Here is a 21,519-nt window from a genome sequence, read left to right as displayed (position 1 = left end):
CGAGTGCGCATATTGCAACTTCCTGATGCCCACTCGCCGGTTGACCATCGTTCTCTTTCCTGACGACCACCACGGTCGTTCCTCCTGAGGTGTGAACATGAATAAGCTCGGTCTTTTGGGTGCTGCTGCGATCGCGACGGCTCTCTGCTTCCCCTCGGACGCGGAAGCCGATCCCGTGCTCAACGCCTCCATCTCCTCTCATGCGGTGGCCCTCATCCCCACGAGCACGGGCAACGGCGGCAGCTTCGTCACCAAGGCGGTCAAGAACGCTCTCGCCTGGACGAGCAGCAAGTGGCTGTACTGCTTCGGCTCCTCGACCCTGAGCGCCTCGCAGTGGTACGAAGACATCACCGAGGGCAGCAACTTCGTCGAGATCACGAACATCGCGGACGTCGAGGCGGGCCACATCATCGCGATCAACGCCACCGAGTCGTACACCGGCCATGCCGCGGTGGTCATCGGCGAGCCGATCGACATCACGCCGCCGGCCGGGTTCTACACGCCGTACCGCACGGGGCAGAGGCAGTGGGCGCTGCCGATCGCCGACTCCACGGGCAGCGAGCACGGCCAGAACACGGCGTTCCCCGACAGCCGCCGCTCGGCCAGCGGCTTCACGCCGAACATCGCCGGCTCGGCCTACCTGCGGCTTTACACGGACGAGGCGACGGGCGAAATCCTGTCCTACGGCTGGAGCGTGACCGCGACCACCGAAGCGAACGTCTACGATCAAAGCGAGCGGCCGTTCGCCATCGGCGAGCTCGACATCACCGCCTGCCCCTGATCACGAGCCGCCGCGCCGGCCGCCGCCCCGGGCCCCGCGGGGGCTCTTCGCCCTTCGACCGCTCCGCACCAGCCGAGCTCACGGATGGGGATGGACGACCGTCCCGCTCCGTGGCGCCAGCCGAACAGCCACGCGTTGCATTGCACGTGCCCCCGCTTGCAGGGCGTGCCTTCCGCAAATCGCGACGATCTCCCATGGCGCCGACGATGACGCCGGGCGGAGGCGGATGCGCGCCCTCAATCCTGCCTGGCCAGGCTCGCCACGAGCCCGGCCGAGCGCACCACCCGTTCGAGCGGGTCGTGATCCACGATTTCGGGCGCGGTCGCCACGTGCTCGGGACGCTTGCCGCGCACGTGCGCCTCGGCCGCCCGTAGCACCGCCGCGACGTAGGCGTCGACGCGCTCGAGCTCGTCCGCCTGCGGGGGCGCTTCCTTCACCAGCATATCGGTCGCCGTGAGCGCCGAGCCGAGCCGCCGCACGTACGTCACGAGGAGCATTGCGTCCGCCGCGGCTTTCTTGTCGCCCAGGGGCTCCGCGAGCAGGCGTTCCAGCGAGACGTCCGCTTCGCCGAGCGCCACGCCGGCCGCCCGCCGCGCCGTCGCCACGCGGTCTGCTGCGCCCGGCGCCCCTCGGTCCGGCGCCGACGTCAGCACCACGTGCGCGTAGGACGAGACGGCGCCGAGCATCGACGCGAGCGCGTCCGGCAAACGTTTTCGCTCGGACGAGGGCAACAAGATCGTGCCGGCCACGACCGCGATGACACCCCCGAGGGCCACGGCGGCCACGCGCTCCGCCGCGGTCTCCCAATCGCCGAGGTGACGCTCCGCGAGCAGGACGAACACCGGCGTGAGGAACACCGTGAAGAGGCCGCGGCTCTGCGGCTGCGTCGCGACGGCGGCCACGAGCAGCGGGACCATGAGCGTGGTGAGCACGATCGGCGATCGAACGGTGAGCGTGATCGTGGCCGCGAGGATGCAGCCGAGCACCGTCCCCACGACACGCTCGAGCGCGCGCTCGAGCGTTGCGCCGATATGAGGTTGCAGGATGACGAGGGTCGTCAGGGTGACCCAGTAGGAATGGCGCGGGAACGCGAGGGCGCCCGCGATGGACGCCGCGGCGACGGCGCACGCGGATCGAACGGCGTGATGCAAAAGGACGGATTGCGGGCAGAGCGCGTCGCGTATCGCGCGCAGGCCCGTGCGGAGCTTTCCCAGGGGCGCGCGCTCGTCCGCGCGTGGAGGCAGCGGCGCGTATTCGAGCGCGGTCGCCCCGAGCGGCTCGTCGATGTGCTTCGTGAGCTCGAGCGCGGCGCGCGACTCCGACGCGAGGTGCGCGGCGAGCGCGCCTGCCCTCGATGTCGCTCCACCAGCCGCGGACGTGCGCGGGGTGGGCCGCGCCTTCGGGCGTGAACGGAGCGCGCGTGCCCCGAGGATACGGTTGATTTCGGCATAGGCGGTGGTGACCTCCGCGAGGTGCATGGCGAGCTCGGCGCGCGCCTCCTTGGGGAGCGCTTCGAGCTCGTGCACGAGCGTGCTGAGCCGCGGGAACTGCGCCTCCGCTGCTCCGAGGAGCAGGCTCGTGTTGCGGCCGAGCCGCGTGTCTCCCTCGCGGCGCGCGCGCATCGCGAGCGCCATTTCCCGCGCGGCTTCGAGCGCGTCGCGGATGCGCCGGTGGTGTTGCCGGAGGAGCGCGCTCCAGGACGGATCGTCGCGCGGGATTTCGAGCATCGCCGCGCTTCCGGCCGCGAACGCGTAGGCGGCGAGCTCCTCGTACACGCGCGCGAGCGAGCGACGCACGGGAAGGTGCGTCCAGACGGGCCATACCACCGAGGAGATCAGGACGGCGAGCGTCGCGCCCAGGCCGAAATACAGGGCGTCGCGCAGCGGCATCAGCGATGGGTGTCCGGCTGCGATGGCCACGGCGAGCGCGACCATCAGCCCGACGAGCGAGGCCGTGGGCCCCGCGGCGCGCGCGAGCCCCGCGGCGAACGCGATCCCCGCGAGCATGAGCGTCGACGGCACGGGCGAGCCCGCAGAGGCCTCCGTGAGCCCGACGGCCGCGGCCCCGGCGATCGCGAAGGCGGCGAGGGCCTTCGCGCGGGTCGCGCGCGAGCCGCCCGGGTCGGCCAGGGTGCCGAGCCAGCCGCCGAGCGCCGTCCACGTGAGCTCCGGGTGCGCGTACGTCGACGCGAGATAAAACGCGGGCAGCACCAGGAGCGCCGCGCGAAACCCGCGCGCGAGGTCGGGCACCGCCAGCGTGATCGGACCGGGCGAGCCGAGGAGAGCACGAAGCCGCATCGCGAGGAGTACGAGAGGGTAGCGCGGGTCGCGCGTCGCCGCGAAGCGCTGTCGTCTACGGAAGGACCGTCCCGCCGCGAGCGGTCACGGATGCGTATACACGACCGTCCCGCTCCGCAGCGAGAGCCCCGCGTGCCACGTCGCGGGCACCTCCGGGGTTGTCCAGCCGAACAGCCATGCGGCGTCCCTCGGCGCGAGGTTCACGCAGCCGTGGCTCCGGGGCGTCCCGAAATCGTCGTGCCAGTAGGCCGCGTGGAGCGCGTAGCCTTCGTTGAAGTACTGCACGAACGGCACGTCGCGCAGGTCGAACTCGTCGCCCACCTCGTCGCCGTCCATCGTCACGCTGACGTGCTTCGTGTGGATGCGGAAGACGCCCTGGATCGTCGAATGCGTCTTCTTCGGATCGCCGAGCCCGTCGGCGCCCGTGCTCACGAGCGTCACGTAGACCGGCTTCGTCCCCTCGTAGGCCACGAGGCTCTGCTTCAGGATCGAAACATCGATCCATTTTTGCCCCGCGAGCGCCCAGCCTGGCGGCCGCGTCATCGGATCGATCCGCACCACCTGATCCTCGCGCACCCACGAGCCGTCGCGCGCTTCGAGGTAGGTCGCGCCGCCCGAGCGGATCGATTTCCCCGTGAGCGGCACGGCCTCGCGATGGCCGAGCTTCGTGGCGCCTCCGAGGCCGCCGCTGCCCGACGTGTATCGCATCGCGTGCCGGCTCTTCACGAAGGCCACTGGCAAGGTCACCTCGTCGAGGGGCAAACCCTGGAACGGCGACGTCCGGATGACCCGCGTGCGATCGAGCGGAAGGACGGCGAGCTCCGTCGTCAGGCCATAACGACGGTCCTCGTGATCGAACGTCGACAGCAAGGCAAACCCCGACCGGCCCTTGGCGCGCCCCACGACGAGCGTATCGGCTCCGCGGGACACGCCGGCGAGCGGCGGCGCCGCGAGGCCGTAGAGCAAGGCGCCCGGCGTGGGATCGGGCGGCGGGGGCGGGACGAATTGCGGATCGAGCGCTGTTTGCGCCACCTTGCGGAGATGGCTCGCGAGATCCGGCTCGACGACGCGCAGCTCGGCGTCGGTCGGGAGGCGCGCGTAAAGATGCGGCGGCGGATTCCGCGACATCACGTACGTGTAGGGCAAACCGTCGCGCGAAGGCCGCGTCGCGGCCGCTTCCACCACCGGGTGATGAATGTCGAGCGTCGCGTTCGTCCCGACACACACGTAACCGCGCGGTTTGATGTGGTACCAGCCGCCTTCGCAATTCGCGCGGCTCTTCGGTTTTTCGTCGCGTTCGACGATCGCGCCGGCCCGCAGATACCCGATGCGACGGCTCCGCCAGCGGGGCTCGGCGTAGATCCAGGTCTCTTTCGCGATGCTCGCGAGCTCGAAGATCTCGGCCTCGGGCTTCTTCGGCGGCTCTTTCACCGTCTCGATCGGCTCTTCCGGCTCCTCGGGCACGGCGGGCGCTTCGGGTTCGGTGAGCGCGAGATCCGCGGGCGCGGCCGGATCCGGCGGGAGATCCGGCGTATCGACGGTCGCCTCGGCGGGCGGCGCGGCTGCGGGCGCGGCCGCCTGCGGGGTAGGGGGCGGCGCGGGGGCGGGCGTCGGTGCGACGAGGGCGGGCAGTGGCGCGGGTTTCGGGAGAGAATCCGGCGCGGGGGAGGCCAATTCCTGGCCTACGCTCGGCTCGAGCAACGGACAACCCGTCGCGAGGCTCGCGATGGCCACGGTGGCGAGGAACGATGAGGCCCGCATGAACGGCCCGCTAACAGGCCTCGGACGCGCGGGCCAAGTTCCTGCCGGATGGACAGGCGCGCCGCCGCGGTGGTACCGTCGCGGCATGGCTTATCGAACCATCCGATCCCTCGGCATTTCCTATGGTGTAGGCCTCGCGGCGGCCCTCGCGCTCGTCGTCGGATGCGGCAGCGGCAGCAGCGGCGGCGGAGATGGTGACGGAGGCAGCGGCGGGAGCGGCAACGGCGGCAGCGGGAGCGGCGGGAGCGGCAACGGCGGCGGCAATGGCGGCTCGGGCGCGGGCAGCACCGGCTCCGGGTTCGGGGCGTGTGACGATGCGCCGACCTTCGAGGGCGAAGGCACTTATTACGCCGCGAACGGCTCCGGCGCGTGCAGCTTCGACGTCTCCGCCGAGTCTCCGCTGCTCGTCGGGGCCATGAACGCCGAGGATTACGCCAATTCGGGCGTCTGCGGCGCTTGCGCGCAGGTGAAGGGGCCGAACGGCGAGGCGACGGTGCGTATCGTCGATCTTTGCCCCGAGTGCGTGCACGGCGACATCGACCTCTCGCCCGAAGCGTTCGCGATGCTCGCGCCGCTCGAAGAGGGCCGGATCGCGATCTCCTGGCAGTTCGTCCCTTGCAACAACCTCGGGCCGATCGTCTACCATTTCAAGGAAGGCTCGAACCAGTGGTGGACCGCGGTGCAGATCCGCAACCACCGGAATGCCATTGCCAAGTTCGAGTGGAAGAGCGACGACGGCGCCTGGCACGAGGTCCAGCGGCTCGATTACAACTATTTCGTCGAGGACGAGGGCATGGGCCCGGGGCCGTACACGGTCCGCGTGACCGACGTCTACGGCAGCGTGCTCGAAGACAGCGGGATCCCCTTCATCGAGGCCGGCGATGCGCCCGGACAGGGGCAGTTCCCCGCCTGCGGGATGTGAAACGACATGCAAAGAGCCGAGCTTCCGCCCTGGTGGGCGCGGACCACCGTCTACCAGATCTACCCCCGCTCGTTCCTCGATACGAACGGCGACGGAATCGGGGATCTGCCGGGGATCGTGCGGAAGCTCGACTATCTCCAGGATCTCGGCGTCGAGACGCTCTGGATCTGCCCGTTTTACGGGAGCCCCCAGCAGGACCTCGGCTATGACGTCTCCGATTACGACGCCGTCGCCCCCGAGTACGGCACGCGCGACGACGTGCGGCGCCTGCTCGACGAGGCGCACGCGCGCGGGATGCGCGTCGTCGCGGACATGGTCCTGAACCATACCTCGATCGAACACCCCTGGTTCCGCGAATCCCGTTCCAGCCGGACGAACCCGAAACGAAACTTTTATCTCTGGCGGCCCGGCAGAAAGCCCGGCGGCAAGGCGCCCCCGAACAACTGGCGCTCCCTCGTCGGGCCGCGCGGCTGGCACTGGGACGAACGCACGCAGGAATGGTACTGGGCGAGCTTCTTGCCGTTCCAGCCCGACCTCGATTATCGCAACCCCGAGGTCCAGGAGGCCATGCTCGGCGTCGTGCGGCGATGGCTCGCATTCGGCTTCGACGGCCTGCGGCTCGATATCTTTCACGCGCTCTTCAAGGACGAACGCTTCGAGGACAACCCCTTCTCGACGCGCCTCCTCCCGACCGAGGACGATCCGGACGGGTTTTTGCAATCGTACCGGCGCACGCTCCACCACCCGGAGACCATCGCCTTCGCCCGCACGCTCCGGCGCGTGGTCGACGAATTCCAGGATCCGCCGCGATTCATGGTCGGCGAGGTCTTCGGGCAGCCGAGCGAGCTGCGCAGGTATTGCGAGGGCGGCGACGGCCTGCACAGTGTGTTTCTGTTCAAGGCCATGCGCGCGCCGTTCACGGCCGCCGGATTCCGTGAGCTCGTCCTCGAATTCGAGCGCGAGATGCCGGCGCCGCTCGTGCCCACGTGGGTCTTCGGCAACCACGATCGGTCCCGGCGCGGCGAGCGGCTCGGATATCACCCCGAGCGCGAAAAGCTCAGCGTCGCCGTGCAGCTCACGGCCCGCGGCATTCCTTTCGTCTACTACGGCGAGGAGATCGGCATGCGGGACCTCGATTTGCCGCTCGCCACCGCGAAGGACCCCCTCGCGCGGATGTACCGGTTCCTCCCGGACATCGTCGCGCGCAAGCTCCACGCGGCCGGGGTTCTCTTGAACCGCGATGCCTGCCGCACGCCGATGCAATGGTCCGCCGCGCCAAACGCGGGTTTCACCGCACCCGGCGCCACGCCGTGGCTCCCGTTGCACCCCGCCGCGGAGACCACCAACGTCGAGGCGGAAGAGCGTGATCCCGCGTCGATCCTGCATTGTTACAAGCGCCTGCTCCGGCTTCGGAGAACCCGCCCGGCGCTCCAGGCCGGCGCGCTCGAGCTCTACCCCGAGCACGTGCTCCCGCCCGAGGTCCTCGCTTATCGCCGGACGTTCGGCGACGACGTCGCCACCGTGCTCCTCCATTTCGACGACGCCACGAGGCGCGTGCGGATCCCGGGGGATGGCCACGTCCCCCTGGCCTCCACGTATCCCGCGCCGCTGCCGATTCGCGAAGGTGAGGCCGTGCTGCGTCCTTATGAGGCCCTGATTCTCGGCCGATAATTCCGCGGACGACGGATCGTCCGATTCATGCCCGGACACGAAATACCCTTTTCCGTGGTCCGGGGCACCGCTACGCTCCTCGGCTGCAAGGAGTACTTATGCGAACCTACAGCTTAATCTCTCTCGGCATCCTCATGGCACTGACGGCGACGGCTGCTTGTGGCGGCGGTGGCGGCGGTGGCGGCAGTGATGGTACCGGTGGAAGTGGCGCTAGCGGCGGCAGCGGCGGCAGCGGCGCTACCGGCGGCAATGGCGGCGCCGCTGGCAATGGCGGCACCGGCGGCGCCCCGGATGGCGTGACGGGCACCGCGGTGGATCTGCATCGGCCGACCACCGGCGACATCACCCGGCGCAGCAAATCCTGGGCGAAGATCGAGGCCCTCGTCGATCAAGGCGGGACCGTGCAATCCTACCCGGGCACGATCGACGCCGACGGCAACATCTCCATCCCCGGCGTCCCCGAGGGGCCGTATCTCCTCGCCCTCGAGAGCACGCCCTCGTCCCAGTTCCCGAACGCGCCCCCGGTTCGGTGGTTTGTCGCGACCGATGCGCGGACGATCGATATCGGCTATCTCTACAGCGGGCGGCCCGATCCCACGCCCATGTCGCAGCCGACGTACCTCACGATCGACGCGACCCTCGGCGTGCCCCTGCAGGTGTCCACGGTCGACGACATGGGCAACATCCAGGGGCTCGACGACGAGATCCTGATCTATTCGCAAAACGGCACGGCCCTCGCCTATGTCTACGCCCCGGCGAGCCCCCCGGAGGACAATCCCCCCGCGAATGGAGCCACCCAGCTCTCCACCTGGAAAATCAATGCGCAGGACACGTTCGTCCAGTTCTTCACCGACCCAACGCTCATCGACGGGAGCAAAGGGGACGAGGTCACGGTCCTGCACAACGTGACGAAGCAGGTCGGTACGCCGACGGATGACGGCAATCCGTGGAACGGCTACACGTACGGTGCCACGGCGGAGAGCATGGAGGCCATGCCGTTCACCATGACGAACGGGGGCACGAGCGTTGCAAAAGGCACCTTCTCGCCGGCCCCGCAGAAGAGCTTCGATCTGGACTACAAGGGTTCGGCCTGGAACGCCCTGCTTCCGAACACCCCGCTCACCCTCCATGCCGTCGGCTTCAGCGTCGACCACGAGCCCAGCGTGCCCGAGCCCGCAATCGGTACATTCGCCACGCTGCTCGGTCTCAGCGTGATCCATGGGACGGTCTATTCGAACCCGGACCCGGCCTGCCACGGCAACCTCTGCGATCCAGCCGCATGCCCGAGCGGCTGCGACGCGGGGACCATGGTTCTCGCCGGCGACCACGCGCATACCTATTCGTACGGGGACCCGTTCACGGACGGGCAAACGTTCGGCGGTGTGACCATCACATTCAGCAAGAGCGTCCGATCGCTTCTGCCCGAGACGACCTCGGAGTCGCTCCGCGGCAATTTTACCGTTTCCGCGCCGGTGGAGGAGATCACAGGCAAGCCGCTCACGCCGACCCTCGGCCTCCCGCAGAACATCAAGGTCGCCGGCAAGGATACGCCCTACGATCAGGTGACGACGGGCGTGGGGACGACGCCGGAAATCACGTGGACCGCGCCGTCGCTCGGCACCCCCACGCGATATCGCGTCACCGTCGTCGATACGACGGATCTCACGGACGCGGACGGCGTCCTTTCAACCCGCCGCAACGTCGCGCACGTGTACGTCAAGAGCCCGAACGTCACCCTCCCGGAGGGTATCCTGCAGACCGGGAAATACTATTTCATCCAGGTCATGGCCACCGTGCGGGACAACGACGATTTCGCGGCCCCGTTCAAGAACGCCCAGCGAAACACGGGCGCCACGATGTTCACGGGTCTCGTGACGCCCTGATCCCCCCGCGCCCCGCCGGCGGACGAGCCTCGTTCAGGACGGTTTGTCCGCCGGGTTGCCCCCGGACAGCTCCTCCAGCAGCATGTTCACCAGCATGAAGCCGTCGAATCGGCGCTGACCTTCCTCCTCGTGCGCCTCGGCCCATGCAATGGCCAGCGTGAGCGGGAAGATCGTGGGCTCGCCGCCGAGCAGGCGGGCGGTCACGCGCGAGAGCGCGAGCGACATGCGAATCGAGACCGGCAGCCTCCGCACCACGACCTCGCCGAGCTTCGAGCAATTCTCCGCCGGCGACGTCACGAGATACTCGCGGCACCCCGAGGGGCGCGAGGCGTACGCCGTGCACGCCCCGTTTTCGAGGAACGGACACGCGATGCCCTGCCGATGCCACGCGATGAGGAGCTTGCGCAGCTCGTTGTCGTTCGACATCTCCGCGAACGCAGCCTCGTCGAGGCCGAACGATTCGAGCGCCGCCTCGGCGTCGACGACCCGCGTGAGCACCTCCTCCTGCCGCGCCTCGGACATCGTCGCGACGAGGTCGTGGATCATGAACGCCTCGGGCGGCGAGATGGGCACGAGCTGGTAACAGCAGGAATCACAGCCCTTCTTGCACGAGACCGCCCCGAGGGTCGGCAGGTGTTTCTTGACGCCGAGGGCGACGATCTGCTCGTCGAGCGGCATCACCAGCCGCGAGAGGTCCGAGAGCCGCATCGGCTCGGCGGGGATGGCGAGGTTCGCGCGCAGCGTGCCCTCGGGCGTGCCGAGCTCGAAGGTAAACCTGTTTTTCAAGGGTTCCGGCATGGCGAGGCACGCAGCCTATCACGGACCGGCTGGATCGCACACGCGCGGCGCGCGGGCGGCGGCGACGAGCCACCTTCGCCCGCGCCGCGCCTTTACGTTCATTCCGCTTCTTCGCGCGCGCTCTTCTTCTGCGGCTCGGCGATATCGAGGTCGAGGACGGCGACCTTGCCCTCCTCGACCTGGACACCCTCGGTCCTCGCCGACGTGACCACGTTCACGGCATAATGGCCCTCGGGCAGCCCCGCGAGCTTGTAGACGCCGTCCTTGTCCGTCACGGGATACCGGATGTCGAGCCCCTTCTCGCGGCCGCGGTTCGCCGCGACGAGGACCTGGACGCCCCCGAGGGGCGTGCCGCCCGCCGTGATCCGGCCATGAATCTCGCCCTGGCCCGTCGAGTGAATCGTGATGTCGCGCTCCGTGATCCCCCCTTCCTCGACGCGCACCGAGGCCGACGTGCGCTGATTGCCATGGAGGAGCTCGAGGCGCGTGTTGCCCGGCGGGATGGAATCGAACCTGAATTGCCCGTCCTCGTCGGCAATCACGTTGACGAACCCGATCGCGCGCTGCATGAGCGTGAGCCGCGCGCCGGGGAGCGGGCTGCCGTCGCCCTTGCGCGCCACGCCGGTGATGCTGCCGCCGTCCGACATGACGAGCTCGAGGGGTTTGGCGAGCTTGCAATCGGTCATTTCGACGACGACCGTGCTCGGCGCGTGCTCGCCGTCGTAGCCGCGAATGACGACCTTGCCCGAGGGGGCGTGCTCGATGCGGAACCGGCCGTTCTCGTCGCTCTCGGCGCGGCTCGCGGCCTCCATCGAGACCTCGCTCACGCCGCCGGGGAAGCGCGCCTCGGCGTCGATGAAGACGTCCGCGAGCGGGCGCCCGGCGCCGTCTTTCACCGTGCCTTCGAGGACGCAGCCATCGCCGAGGACGAGCTCGACCTCGCGCGTGTCGCCCGGCTTTTCGATGTTGATGGCGTTCGAGAAGGCCGGGGCGTGGTCGACCGCGGTCGCGCGAATGACGACGGGCCAGGCCGGGAGCTGGTCGACCTCGAACGTGCCGTCGGTCACCTCGAATCGCTTGGACCAGAGCGGCATGGGCGCGGCGAAGCTATCGGGCGCGGCGGTGAGCACGTCGATCACGAATCGCTGCATCGGCGCGCGATCGGCGTCGAGCACGCGGCCCCGGACGGCGCCGCTCTTCGTCATCACGAGGCTCACGCTCTCGCCGGTCTGCGCGGGCACGAACGAGGGCCCGTATCCGCTCTTGTTCGCGACGAGCTGATAGCTGCCGTCGGGCAGGCGCATCTCGAAGCGGCCCTCGGCGTCGGTCTCGAGCGAGGCGGCGGTCGTCGGGAGGTTCCCGGCGATGGCGAAGCTCGTGGCCGAGACCTGCACGCCCGCGAGGGGCTGTCCGTCGATCGAATAGACGCGGCCGGTGATCGCCTTCGCCTCCACATCGCCCGGCTCCTCGTCCCCGGAGCGGAAGAGGCCACGATTGATGTATTTCGCGCGGGCGTCGGGAGCCGCGTCGGGCGCGTCGGCGGCGTGGCTCTGCGAAGCGGAAGGCCAGAGAAGGAAAGCGCCGAGGGCGAGGACCGGCACGGTCCCGAGCGTGGCCCATCCGGCAGGGGAGCGAAAGAAAGGCTTTTTCTGGTTCGTGGGCAGGTGCATCGTGAACCTCGACATCGCCTGTCGGGCAAAAGGATGATTTCAGGGTGATGGCCGAGAGAAACGGGCGCCGCCGTGGTGAGCGGCGGCGCCCGTGGTTCGCCACGTCAGGCCGGAATGCCGGCCCTACCGCGGCGCGAGATCAGTACTCCCAGGCCTCGATCGTGTTGACGTACGGGTAACCCGCGTACTTCACGACGCCCGCGAACCCGTCGTAGTGCTCGCCGACGTGCATGTACTCGATCTGGAGCGAGAGGCCCCAGTCATTGAAGCCGCGGCAGTACACGTCGCTCGCGACCGTGGTCGGGAAGTTGATGTAGCTGTTGCCGAGGCAGCTCAGGTAGCCCTTCGTCTTGCGCTCGAGCAGGTCGCACTCCTCGCTGATGAGGTAGCCCTGGTTGTACCACTCGGACACGTAGAGGCACGCCTTCCCCGCGTCCTTGTAAAGGTAGGGATAGATCGTCCCCGCGAAGTCGTCATTGACGTAGACCTCGAACGCGGCTCCCTCGGTGAGGGCCATGGCGGCGCTGGAGGGCACGATCATCGCGGCGGCGAACGCAAACGAAAGCAGCTTCTTCATGGTGTGTTTCTTTCCCCCGTATCGAAGCAGGTGTGTCGTTAGCTATTGCTACTTGGCTCGCCTTCGAGGAGCTGCGCAATGCATCTCCGCGGGGCGCTCCGATCCGAAGCGACTGCGTTTCATTCAGGAGCGCGTCTTCGTCAGCAGCTCCTATGCATTAAGTGTTACCAAGCGACCTCGGACAAGCAAGCCGCACTGGAGATTTTTGTTACCACCTCTCCATTCGACATCGCATTCGGGGCCACGCGCGTGGACGTACCCGCGAATGCGACGACGCGCGACACCGGACGGCCGGCGATCACGACCGCCGCCGCAGCGGAGACGATCACGATCGGCAAGAGGACGAGTCCGAGCACGCACAGGATGATGCGGGGGAGGCGCCCCGCGTTGCGCCGGAAGCCGGCCCCGCGCGGGCACGCCGAGAGAATCGCGTTTCTCGCGGGTTTTGCGCGGTCGCACGCCGTCCTCGGTGGAGGTATTCGCATGCCGCGGGCGAATCGTATTGTGGTATTCGATGCGCGGAATCGCGCAAATCGGGAATGGCAGCGGATTCGCGCCGCCGTCGCCGCCGGAGTGGCCAGAGCGCCGAACCGCTCGATGTTCTAGACCGCGGGCTGGCCCGCGCTGCGCTCGGTCCGCGGCGGGGCGCTCACGGGCCCCGACGGCGGAGGCACGGCTACCTTCTCGGGACCCTCGATCCCGAGCGTGGCGAGCGGCGGGAACACGAGGCCGCACAGGCGCATCGCCGAAGTGATGTCGTCGAGGAAGTCCTGCATCACCTCCGCGGGATCACGCTTTTTCAGCCCCATCGCGATGGCGTATCGCGCCCCCTCGCTGCCCGGCCGGCCAAACGAGAGGAGCCCCTGCCTCAGCCATCGCTCGAAGATCTTCTGTTTGTCCGCGTCGTATCGCCCCGTGCGCGTCAACTCCACGACGAGCCGCTCGCCGAGCGCCTGGTGTCCACGCTCTTCCTCGACGATCTTGCGGACCACCTTGCGGTACGGCTCGAAGCTGCATTCTTCGTACTCGCGGAGCTGCCAGAAGCCGCCGCGGTCGTAAAGGAACTGCGCCATCGCGAGCTCGTAGAAGCTCGAGGCGAGGGGCACGGGGCGCTCGGCGAGGCGCGCATTCACGACGGGCTCGACTCTCTCGCCCGTGAAATCCTGGTACATGCGCGCCACGGCCTCGTAGTGCTCGAGCTCCTCGCGGATGTGCCAGGTGAAGAGCTTGAGCCAGCGCATCTCCGGGACGAATTGCAGGCCGTGGCCGAAGAGGTGCGCCGCCGCGAGCTCGCGATAGGCCTGCCCCTGCATCATCTGGACGAGCGTCCGCTGCCAGCGGTCGTCACCGCCGGACTCCTGTGCTTTCGTCATTTCCCCCCCTATTGGTACTTCATGGACTCCGCGAAGCTTCGCCCCCGAGGGCCTTCGCGGCGAGACCGTCTTCCACTTCGCCGACGACCATCGTCGCCAGTCGCTCGATCGAATCGCGCCCCTCCTCGGCCGTGGCCTCGGCTGGCGCGCCCGTATACGCGTCCGTGATCCCCATGGCGAGAAAGCTCGTTTTGCCCTGACGGATACCGTCCGAGAGGCTGATTCCGAGCGCCGGGAGCTCCGCCATGCGGGCCTCGTCGACGGTGTCCGGGGCTGCCGCGAGCAGGATGGACGTCTCGTACCGCCCCGCATGACAGGCGCCGCTCTTGAACTCCGCCGAGAGCGTGCGCGCCCAGCGACGCGAGAGCGGCGAGGCCACGGAGGCCTGGCCCGCGGGAAGCCCTTCGATCGAGGCCCTCACCGCGGCGTCGTGCGCGGGCTCGAGGTGATTGGAAACCAGGCAAACATGGCAAAAGCCGGCTTTCAGATATCCCTCGATCACGGCGCGCAGGAACGCAATGAGCGCCTCCTCCGTGACCGTGACGGCGCCGGCGAACCCCTCGGCGAAACGCGTGACGCCATAAGGCACGCTCGGGCCGATCAGCGCGACCGTTCCCCGCGCTTCGAGCAAAGAAACGGCGCGCTCGGCCACCGCGTCGCCGATCATCGTGTCCGTCCCGAGAGGCAGGTGCGGGCCATGCGGCTCGACGGAGCCGACCGGGACGAGCACGACGGGCGGCGTGGGACCCGTGAGCAGGGATTGCAGCGTCTGGGTCGTGAGTTCCGCGATATGAGGGCGTCGTGCGCGCATGCGGTCGTGGTTCTCGAAGGCCCTACCGGATAGCACGAACGCTGGGACATCGCGAGAGGACGCGAAATTTTACGGTCCTGGCCTCTTGCTTGCATTCTGCGTTCGCCGCGAAGGGGGCCGGGAAGCTCTGGAAATCGGGGGAAGGCGAGGAGAGTTTCACGTCACGCCCGCTGCTTGCCCGAGCTCCGGGAAGACCTTCGCGACCTTGCCGAGGAGCCATTGCCCGTAGGTTCCCCGAAATTCGTGCACGTTTTGCCGGTCCCACCGCTCGTCCGCTCGGCCGTCCGCACGGCTCGTATCGATCGCCTGGATCTCCGCGTCCCAGCCAGGGTCGAAGAAAAACGGCAAGCTGAGCCGATTTCTCCCCGAGCGATTGTGGACCCGGTGCGGCGTGGATCGATAAAGCCCGCCCGTCATTCGATCGAGCATGTCGCCGATGTTGCAAACGAAGGATCCAGGCACGGGCGGCGCCTCGACCCAGCGGCCGCCCGATTTCACTTGCAATCCTCCGGCGTCGTCCTGCCGCAGGATCGTGAGGAGCCCATAATCGGTATGCTCTCCGACGCCCCAGCCCTCGGCGTCGCCGTCCGGAGGCGGATAATGGAAGGCCCGGAAGAGGATCGTGGGATCCGCCGTGTAACGCTCGGAGAAATACGAAGCGGGCAGGCCGAGGCCGAGGGCCATTCCTTCGAGGATGACGTGCCCGAGGCGAATCATCTCGGCCATCCACGCGAGCGCGGCCTCGCGGAACCCGGGGAGGTCGGGGAAGAGGTTTTTCCCGTGCAGGGGGACGCGGGCCCGGACGCGCGGGTGGTCGTCCTCGTGCTCGGCGCCGAAATAAATGCCCTCTTTGAGGTCGGGTTTGCCCGAGGTGAGCTCGCCGCCGACGGGGAAATACCCCCGCCACGCGCGCCCCGCCTTCTCCATGCGAATCTCCATCTTTCGATCGAGATCCTGCGCGAAAAACGCCCGGCAGAGCGCGTCGAGGCGCGCGGCGAGGGCCTCGTCCACGCCGTGGCCCACGACGTAAAAGAACCCCGAGCCGCGGCAAGCCTGGTCGATCGCCCGCGCCGCGGTGAGTTTGTCCGGGCCGCCTCGCACGAGCGGGCCGAGATCCACGATCGGGACGGCGGAGATGCCCTCGGCCATCACGCCTCCGGGTGCTCGAGCCGCTGCCAGTCGAGGATCATGCGCGAGCCGAACTCCAGGCGATCCACGTCCGCGAGCACCTCGGCCTCGATGGCGCGGCCGTTCCGGCGCACGCCGTTCGTGCTGCCCGTGTCGATCGCCCAGACGTCGGCGCCGATGCGGACGAGGAGGAAATGCACGCGGGAGACGTTCCTGTCGATCTCGCCGAGCGAGAGGCCGCAGCGCTCGTAGCGGCCGATGAGCAGGCCCTGCCCGAGCCGCTCCGCCGAGACGCGCCGCTTCGCTTTCGCCATGCCGGCCTGCAGGCGGATCGTGCCCCAGGCGATCTCGGGCTCCTCGTCGTCGCCGAGCAAGAGCGGCGAGGCCTGCGTGGTGACGCGCGAGGGCTCCTCGAGGCCGCGATACGGTCCGCCGCGGAGGCGCGGCGGGGGCAATGCGTCGACGCCGGCGCGCTTGTCGGACGCGGCCGGGGCGCGTCGATCGACGAACGTGCGCGGCGGCATCGAGGTCCACGCGTCGCCCGCGCGCGCGGGCCACGGGACGTCCGGCGAGCAAGGCAAGAACCAGAGCGCGTACGCGCCGATCGAGAGGTACGTGGGGCCGTCGGAGGAGAGCGCGCCGCTCTCCTGCCCGTCCTCGGCGCGGAAGGGGAGCTTCGTGTTGAGGTCCCAGACCTGGAGCTTCGGCGCGCTGCCGTCGGCGAGCACGAGCCCGGCCATGTGGCGGAGCGAGATCGCGGACGAGGGCACTTGCAAGCGGCATTTCGTGTGCCGGCCGATGGTGAGCGGCGAGCCCGCCTCGCAGAGGACGGCGCCGACGAGGCGCGCGCGCGGGTCGACGAGCGCCACGGCGAAGGAGGGCTTTCGCGTCGCGGAGGCGAGCTCGGCGAGCCGGTCGTAGGCGACGAGGAACGCGGCGCGGGGCGGCGGCGCGGGGAGGTTTTCGTCGGACGCGGCGAGGACGGCCATCGTGCCGCGGTTGTCGAAAAGGGGACCAAATGTGCCGGTCTCTTCCCCGGGCTCCTCGTCGTCGTCTGCGCGCATCGCTTCAAGATCATTGGGGCACGGAAGCGGCCCGGAGGCAAGTCGGCGATCGATGGAGGTCGTTGAGTCGGAGAACTGCTTGGGGTAGCGTCGCCCTTTCGCCGGGCCCGAGGGGGAAAGCGCCCCGCGCCCGCGCACGAACGTTCCTGCGAGGAGCCAGTCATGAAGCGCCCGATAGCGCTCGCATTTCCCTTGATCGCCCTTTTATGGGCCGTGATTCTGCTCGCGTGTCCACGCGCCGCCCAGGCCGCGACGACGATCCCGGGCGGCAACATCGTCAACCAGACCTGGACCGTGGCCGGTAGCCCTTACCTCGTGCAGGGAGACATCATCGTCCCTGCGGGCTCGAAGCTCACGATCCAGGCCGGCGTCGAGGTGCAGTTCAGCACGTCGGACGGTCTCGCCACCGGCAAGGACACGAGCGAGGTCGAGATGACGATCCGCGGCACGCTGGACGTGCTGGGGACCGCGGCGAGCCCGGTGAACTTCCGGTCCGCGACGGCGGGCGCGAGCCAGTGGTACGGCGTCGTCGTCGACGCGACCACGGCCGTGCTCACGACGACGGAGCTCGTCGTGCAGAACGCGCAGTACGGGTTTCACGTGATCGACGCGGCGCCCACGCTCTCCGGGTTCACGGCGCACACGAACACGTACGGTCTGTATTACACCGGGACGGGCGGAGGCACGATCTCGAACGCGCTGATCCGGAACAACTCGAGCCGAGGTGTGTACGTGTCGTCGTCGGGCGGGGGAAGCGTGTCGCTCGCGATCACGAATTCGACGCTCAACCAGAACGGGTCGTACGGCGTGTACACGTACACGTCGTCGCCAACGCTGACGGTGACGGTGACGAATTCGATCGTGACGAACACCTCGTACGGGATCTACCGGGAGACGGTGGGCGGTTCGTCGACGGTGACGGTGACGTACTCGGACGTGTGGGGAAATTCGACGAACTTCTCGGGGACGAGCGCGGGGACGGGCTGCATCCTGGCGAATCCGCTGTACGTGTCGTCGTCGAACCTGCGGCTCACGTCGAATTCGCCGGCGCGGTTCGCGAGCGCGGCGGGGACGGACATCGGGGCGTTGCCGTACACGAGTGATGCGACGACCGGGCTGCTCGGGGTTTTGTGGACGAACACGACGCTGAACCTCGCGGGCTCGCCGTACACGGTGACGGGTGATCTGACGGTGGCGCCGGGGGTGACGCTGACGCTCGATCCGGGCGTGACCGTGCGCTTCTCGACGAGCGACGCGATGGGCTCGGGGCTGGACGTCAGCGAGACGGAGCTCGTCGTGCAGGGGATGCTGAACTCGAAGGGGACGGCGGCGCAGCCGGTGGCGCTGTCGGGTACGACGTCGGGCACGTCGCAATGGTACGGGATCGTCTTCCGGCAGGGAGCGACGAACCCGGTGCTGTCGGGCGTGACGATTTCGGACGCGCAGTATGGCATTCACGTGCCGGAAGGGACACCGGCGCTGGAAGGGTTCACGGCGCACACGAACACGTACGGCCTGTATTACACCGGGACGGGCGGAGGCTCGATCACGAACGCCGTGATCCGAAACAACTCGAGCCGGGGTGTGTACGTGTCGTCGTCGGGCGGGGGAAGCGTGTCGCTCGCGATCACGAATTCGACGCTCAACCAGAATGGGTCGTACGGCGTGTACACGTACACGTCGTCGCCGACGCTGACGGTGACGGTGACGAATTCGATCGTGACGAACACGTCGTACGGGATCTACCGGGAGACGGTGGGTGGTTCGTCGACGGTGACGGTGACGTACTCGGATGTGTGGGGAAATTCGACGAACTTTTCGGGGACGAGCGCGGGGACGGGCTGCATCCTGGCGAATCCGCTGTACGTGTCGTCGTCGAACCTGCGGCTGACGTCGAATTCGCCAGCGCGGTTCGCGAGCGCGGCGGGGACGGACATCGGGGCGTTGCCGTACACGAGTGATCCGACGAGCGGGCTGCTCGGGGTTTTGTGGACGAACACGACGCTGAATCTCGCGGGCTCGCCGTACACGGTGACGGGTGATCTGACGGTGGCGCCGGGGGTGACGCTGACGCTCGATCCGGGCGTGACCGTGCGCTTTTCGACGAGCGACGTGATGGGCTCGGGGCTGGACGTCAGCGAGACGGAGCTCGTCGTGCGGGGGACGCTGAGCTCGAAGGGGACGTCGGCGCAGCCGGTGGCGCTGTCGGGCACGACGTCGGGCACGTCGCAATGGTACGGGGTCATCTTTCGGCAGGGAGCGCCGAACCCGGTGCTGTCGGGCGTGACGATCTCGGACGCGCAGTATGGCATTCACGTGCCGGAAGGGACGCCGGCGCTGGAAGGGTTCACGGCGCACACGAACACGTACGGCGTGTACTACACCGGGACGGGCGGAGGCTCGATCACGAACGCGGTGATCCGGAACAACTCGAGCCGGGGTGTGTACGTGTCGTCGTCGGGCGGGGGGAGCGTGTCGCTCGCGATCACGAATGCGACGCTCAACCAGAATGGGTCGTATGGCGTGTACACGTACACGTCGTCGCCGCCGCTGACCGTGACGATCAAGAACGCGATCGTGACGAACACGTCGTACGGGATCTACCGGGAGACGGTCGGCGGTACGTCGTCGGTGACGGTGACGTATTCGGACGTGTGGGGGAATTCGACGAATTATTCGGGGACGAGCGGGGGCGTCGGCACGATCTCGTCGAACCCGCTCTACGTCGGATCGACGAACCTCAAGCTCACGTCGTCGAGCTTCTGCATCGACGTGGGCACGGCGACGGGCGCGCCGTCGAAGGACATCGAGGGCACGATCCGGCCGCTCAACGGCGACGGGTTGAACGGCGCCGAGTACGACATGGGCGCCTACGAATACGCGCCCGCCTCGGTATGCGGCGACGGGGCGCTCGGCGCGGGCGAGACCTGCGACGACGGGCCGGCGAACGGGCAATACGGGAAATGCAAGGCCGACTGCTCGGGCCCCGGGCCGTATTGCGGCGACGGCCTGACGAACGGGCCGGAGCAATGCGACGACGGGAACGCGTCGAACACCGACGGCTGCCTCGCGACGTGCATGGCGGCGACCTGCGGCGACGGGTTCGTCCGGGCGGGCGTCGAGCAATGCGACGACGGGAACACGTCGAACACCGACGGCTGCGTCATGGGTTGCAAGACCGCGGCCTGCGGCGACGGGTACGTGCAGGCTGGCGTCGAGCAGTGCGACGACGGGAACACGTCGAACACCGACGTCTGCACGAACGCTTGCAAGCCCGCGGCCTGCGGCGATGGCTACGTGCAGGCGGGCGAGCAATGCGACGACGGGAACACGTCGAACAATGACGCCTGCCTGAACGCCTGCACGAACCCGAGCTGCGGCGACGGCTACGTGCAGACGGGCGTCGAGCAATGCGACGACGGGAACATGGTGAACACCGACGCCTGCGTGATGGGCTGCAAGAACGCCGGTTGCGGTGACGGCTACGTGCAGGCCGGCGTCGAGGTGTGCGACGACGGCAACCAGAACGACAACGACGCGTGTCTGAGCACGTGCCAGGCTCCGAAGTGCGGCGACGGCGTCGTGCAAATGGGCGTCGAGCAGTGCGACGACGGCAACATGAACAACGACGACGGTTGCCTGAACTCGTGCATGACCGCGAAATGCGGCGACGGGGTTGTGCAGACTGGCGTCGAGCAGTGCGACGACGGCAACACGGTGAACACGGATGCCTGTCTGAACTCCTGCGTGCAAGCGAAGTGCGGCGACGGCGTCGTCCGCGCGGGCTTCGAGCAGTGCGACGACGGCAACCAGAGCAGCAACGACGCGTGCTTGAACACGTGCGTCACCGCGAAGTGCGGCGACGGTCAAACGCAGACCGGCGTCGAGCAATGCGACGACGGAAACGTGTCGAACACGGACGCGTGCCTGAGCACCTGCGTGCAGGCGAGCTGCGGCGACGGCTTCGTGCAGGCCGGCACGGAGCAATGCGACGACGGCAACGCGAGCAACACGGACGCGTGCCTGAATCAGTGCGTGCCGGCGAGCTGCGGCGACGGGTTCGTCCAGGTGGGCGTCGAGCCTTGCGACGACGGCAATGGGAACGATACGGACGCGTGCCTCGTCGGCTGCAAGGCGGCGAGCTGCGGGGACGGGGTCGTGCAATCGGGCGTCGAGGCCTGCGACGATGGCAACATGGTCGATACCGACGCCTGCCGGAACAACTGCTCGCTGCCGGGCTGCGGTGACGGCATCGTCGGGCCGGGCGAGGCGTGCGACGACGGCAACATGTCGAACACGGATGCGTGCCTCGGCACGTGCCTCGCGGCGAGCTGCGGCGACGGGTTCGTGCAATCGGGCGTCGAGGAATGCGACGACGCAAACACGAACGACACCGACGGCTGCGTTTCGGGTTGCAAGAACGCGAGCTGCGGTGACGGGTTCGTCGAGGACGGCGTCGAGGCGTGCGACGACGGCAATGACGACGACACGGACGGCTGCAAGAACGACTGCTCGCTGCCGACGTGCGGCGACGGCGTGGTGCAGGCGGGCGAGGCGTGCGACGACGGCAATGACGAGGACACGGACGCGTGCCTGTCCACGTGCGAGGACGCGAGCTGCGGCGACGGGTTCGTGCAATCGGGCGTGGAAGAATGCGACGACGGCAATCAGGCGGACGGCGACGGTTGCAGCGCGTCGTGCGCCGATGAGGGCCAGGGCGGCGCGGGCGGCGGCGGCGGCGGCGGCGGCGCAGGCGGCGCGGGTGGTGCCGGCGGCGCAGGCG

General features: G+C 68.5%; 14 protein-coding genes. 5 read left to right on the top strand and 9 right to left on the bottom strand.

What is annotated here, in order from left to right; genetic code table 11:
• The first annotated feature begins 97 nt into the window (after window positions 1–97).
• Entirely contained in the window at window positions 98–781 is a 684-nt protein-coding gene (locus QHF83_RS08470; protein WP_282417254.1) for a hypothetical protein, read from the top strand.
• A gap of 236 nt (window positions 782–1,017) precedes the next feature.
• On the opposite strand, the gene QHF83_RS08465 is transcribed toward QHF83_RS08470, so the two are convergent.
• Window positions 1,018–3,078 (bottom strand): FUSC family protein, encoded by a 2,061-nt coding sequence (locus QHF83_RS08465; protein ID WP_282417253.1) that lies wholly within the window; start codon window positions 3,076–3,078, stop codon window positions 1,018–1,020.
• An 84-nt stretch (window positions 3,079–3,162) separates the two neighbouring features.
• On the bottom strand, window positions 3,163–4,839 hold the full coding sequence (locus QHF83_RS08460) for a L,D-transpeptidase (RefSeq protein WP_282417252.1): 1,677 nt from the start codon (window positions 4,837–4,839) through the stop codon (window positions 3,163–3,165).
• Between the two features lie 85 nt (window positions 4,840–4,924).
• Here QHF83_RS08460 and QHF83_RS08455 point away from each other — a divergent pair, with 85 nt between their 5' ends.
• The 3 genes from QHF83_RS08455 (at window position 4,925) to QHF83_RS08445 (ending at window position 9,315) form a co-directional block, all read left to right on the top strand.
• Window positions 4,925–5,761, top strand: coding sequence for an expansin EXLX1 family cellulose-binding protein (locus QHF83_RS08455; RefSeq protein ID WP_282417251.1), 837 nt, complete (start codon window positions 4,925–4,927; stop codon window positions 5,759–5,761).
• Window positions 5,762–5,767: 6 nt separating this feature from the next.
• Window positions 5,768–7,432: an alpha-amylase family glycosyl hydrolase gene (locus QHF83_RS08450; protein ID WP_282417250.1), complete on the top strand. Its 1,665-nt coding sequence runs from the start codon at window positions 5,768–5,770 to the stop codon at window positions 7,430–7,432.
• A 98-nt stretch (window positions 7,433–7,530) separates the two neighbouring features.
• Window positions 7,531–9,315 carry a hypothetical protein gene (locus QHF83_RS08445; protein ID WP_282417249.1) on the top strand — a complete coding sequence of 595 codons (1,785 nt, stop codon included), beginning with the start codon at window positions 7,531–7,533 and terminating at the stop codon, window positions 9,313–9,315.
• A 33-nt stretch (window positions 9,316–9,348) separates the two neighbouring features.
• On the opposite strand, the gene QHF83_RS08440 is transcribed toward QHF83_RS08445, so the two are convergent.
• From QHF83_RS08440 to QHF83_RS08410, 7 genes are all read right to left on the bottom strand, one after another.
• Complete coding sequence (locus QHF83_RS08440) at window positions 9,349–10,101, bottom strand: YkgJ family cysteine cluster protein (protein ID WP_282417248.1); 753 nt, start codon at window positions 10,099–10,101, stop codon at window positions 9,349–9,351.
• Between the two features lie 110 nt (window positions 10,102–10,211).
• Window positions 10,212–11,783: a carboxypeptidase-like regulatory domain-containing protein gene (locus QHF83_RS08435; protein WP_282417247.1), complete on the bottom strand. Its 1,572-nt coding sequence runs from the start codon at window positions 11,781–11,783 to the stop codon at window positions 10,212–10,214.
• Between the two features lie 139 nt (window positions 11,784–11,922).
• Window positions 11,923–12,360 carry a hypothetical protein gene (locus QHF83_RS08430; RefSeq protein WP_282417246.1) on the bottom strand — a complete coding sequence of 146 codons (438 nt, stop codon included), beginning with the start codon at window positions 12,358–12,360 and terminating at the stop codon, window positions 11,923–11,925.
• Between the two features lie 602 nt (window positions 12,361–12,962).
• Window positions 12,963–13,733, bottom strand: coding sequence for a Phenylacetic acid catabolic protein (locus tag QHF83_RS08425; protein WP_282417245.1), 771 nt, complete (start codon window positions 13,731–13,733; stop codon window positions 12,963–12,965).
• A gap of 19 nt (window positions 13,734–13,752) precedes the next feature.
• Entirely contained in the window at window positions 13,753–14,544 is a 792-nt protein-coding gene (locus tag QHF83_RS08420) for a creatininase family protein (protein WP_282417244.1), read from the bottom strand.
• Between the two features lie 156 nt (window positions 14,545–14,700).
• Window positions 14,701–15,693 (bottom strand): 2-oxoglutarate and iron-dependent oxygenase domain-containing protein, encoded by a 993-nt coding sequence (locus QHF83_RS08415; RefSeq protein ID WP_282417243.1) that lies wholly within the window; start codon window positions 15,691–15,693, stop codon window positions 14,701–14,703.
• Entirely contained in the window at window positions 15,693–16,736 is a 1,044-nt protein-coding gene (locus tag QHF83_RS08410) for an FHA domain-containing protein (protein WP_282417242.1), read from the bottom strand. The genes QHF83_RS08415 and QHF83_RS08410 overlap by 1 nt, the downstream gene beginning before the upstream one ends.
• 162 nt (window positions 16,737–16,898) lie before the next feature.
• On the opposite strand from QHF83_RS08410, the gene QHF83_RS08405 reads away from it, so the two are divergent.
• Window positions 16,899–21,519 (top strand): DUF4215 domain-containing protein (locus tag QHF83_RS08405; protein WP_282417241.1); only part of this gene is annotated, 4,621 nt, incomplete at its 3' end.

This window comes from Polyangium sp. 15x6 (genome assembly GCF_029960785.1).
In the GTDB taxonomy this organism is placed as follows: Bacteria; Myxococcota_A; Polyangia; order Polyangiales; family Polyangiaceae; genus Polyangium.
The sequence above is the reverse complement of the archived record's forward strand: the minus strand, read 5'-3'. Positions and strand labels throughout refer to the sequence as shown.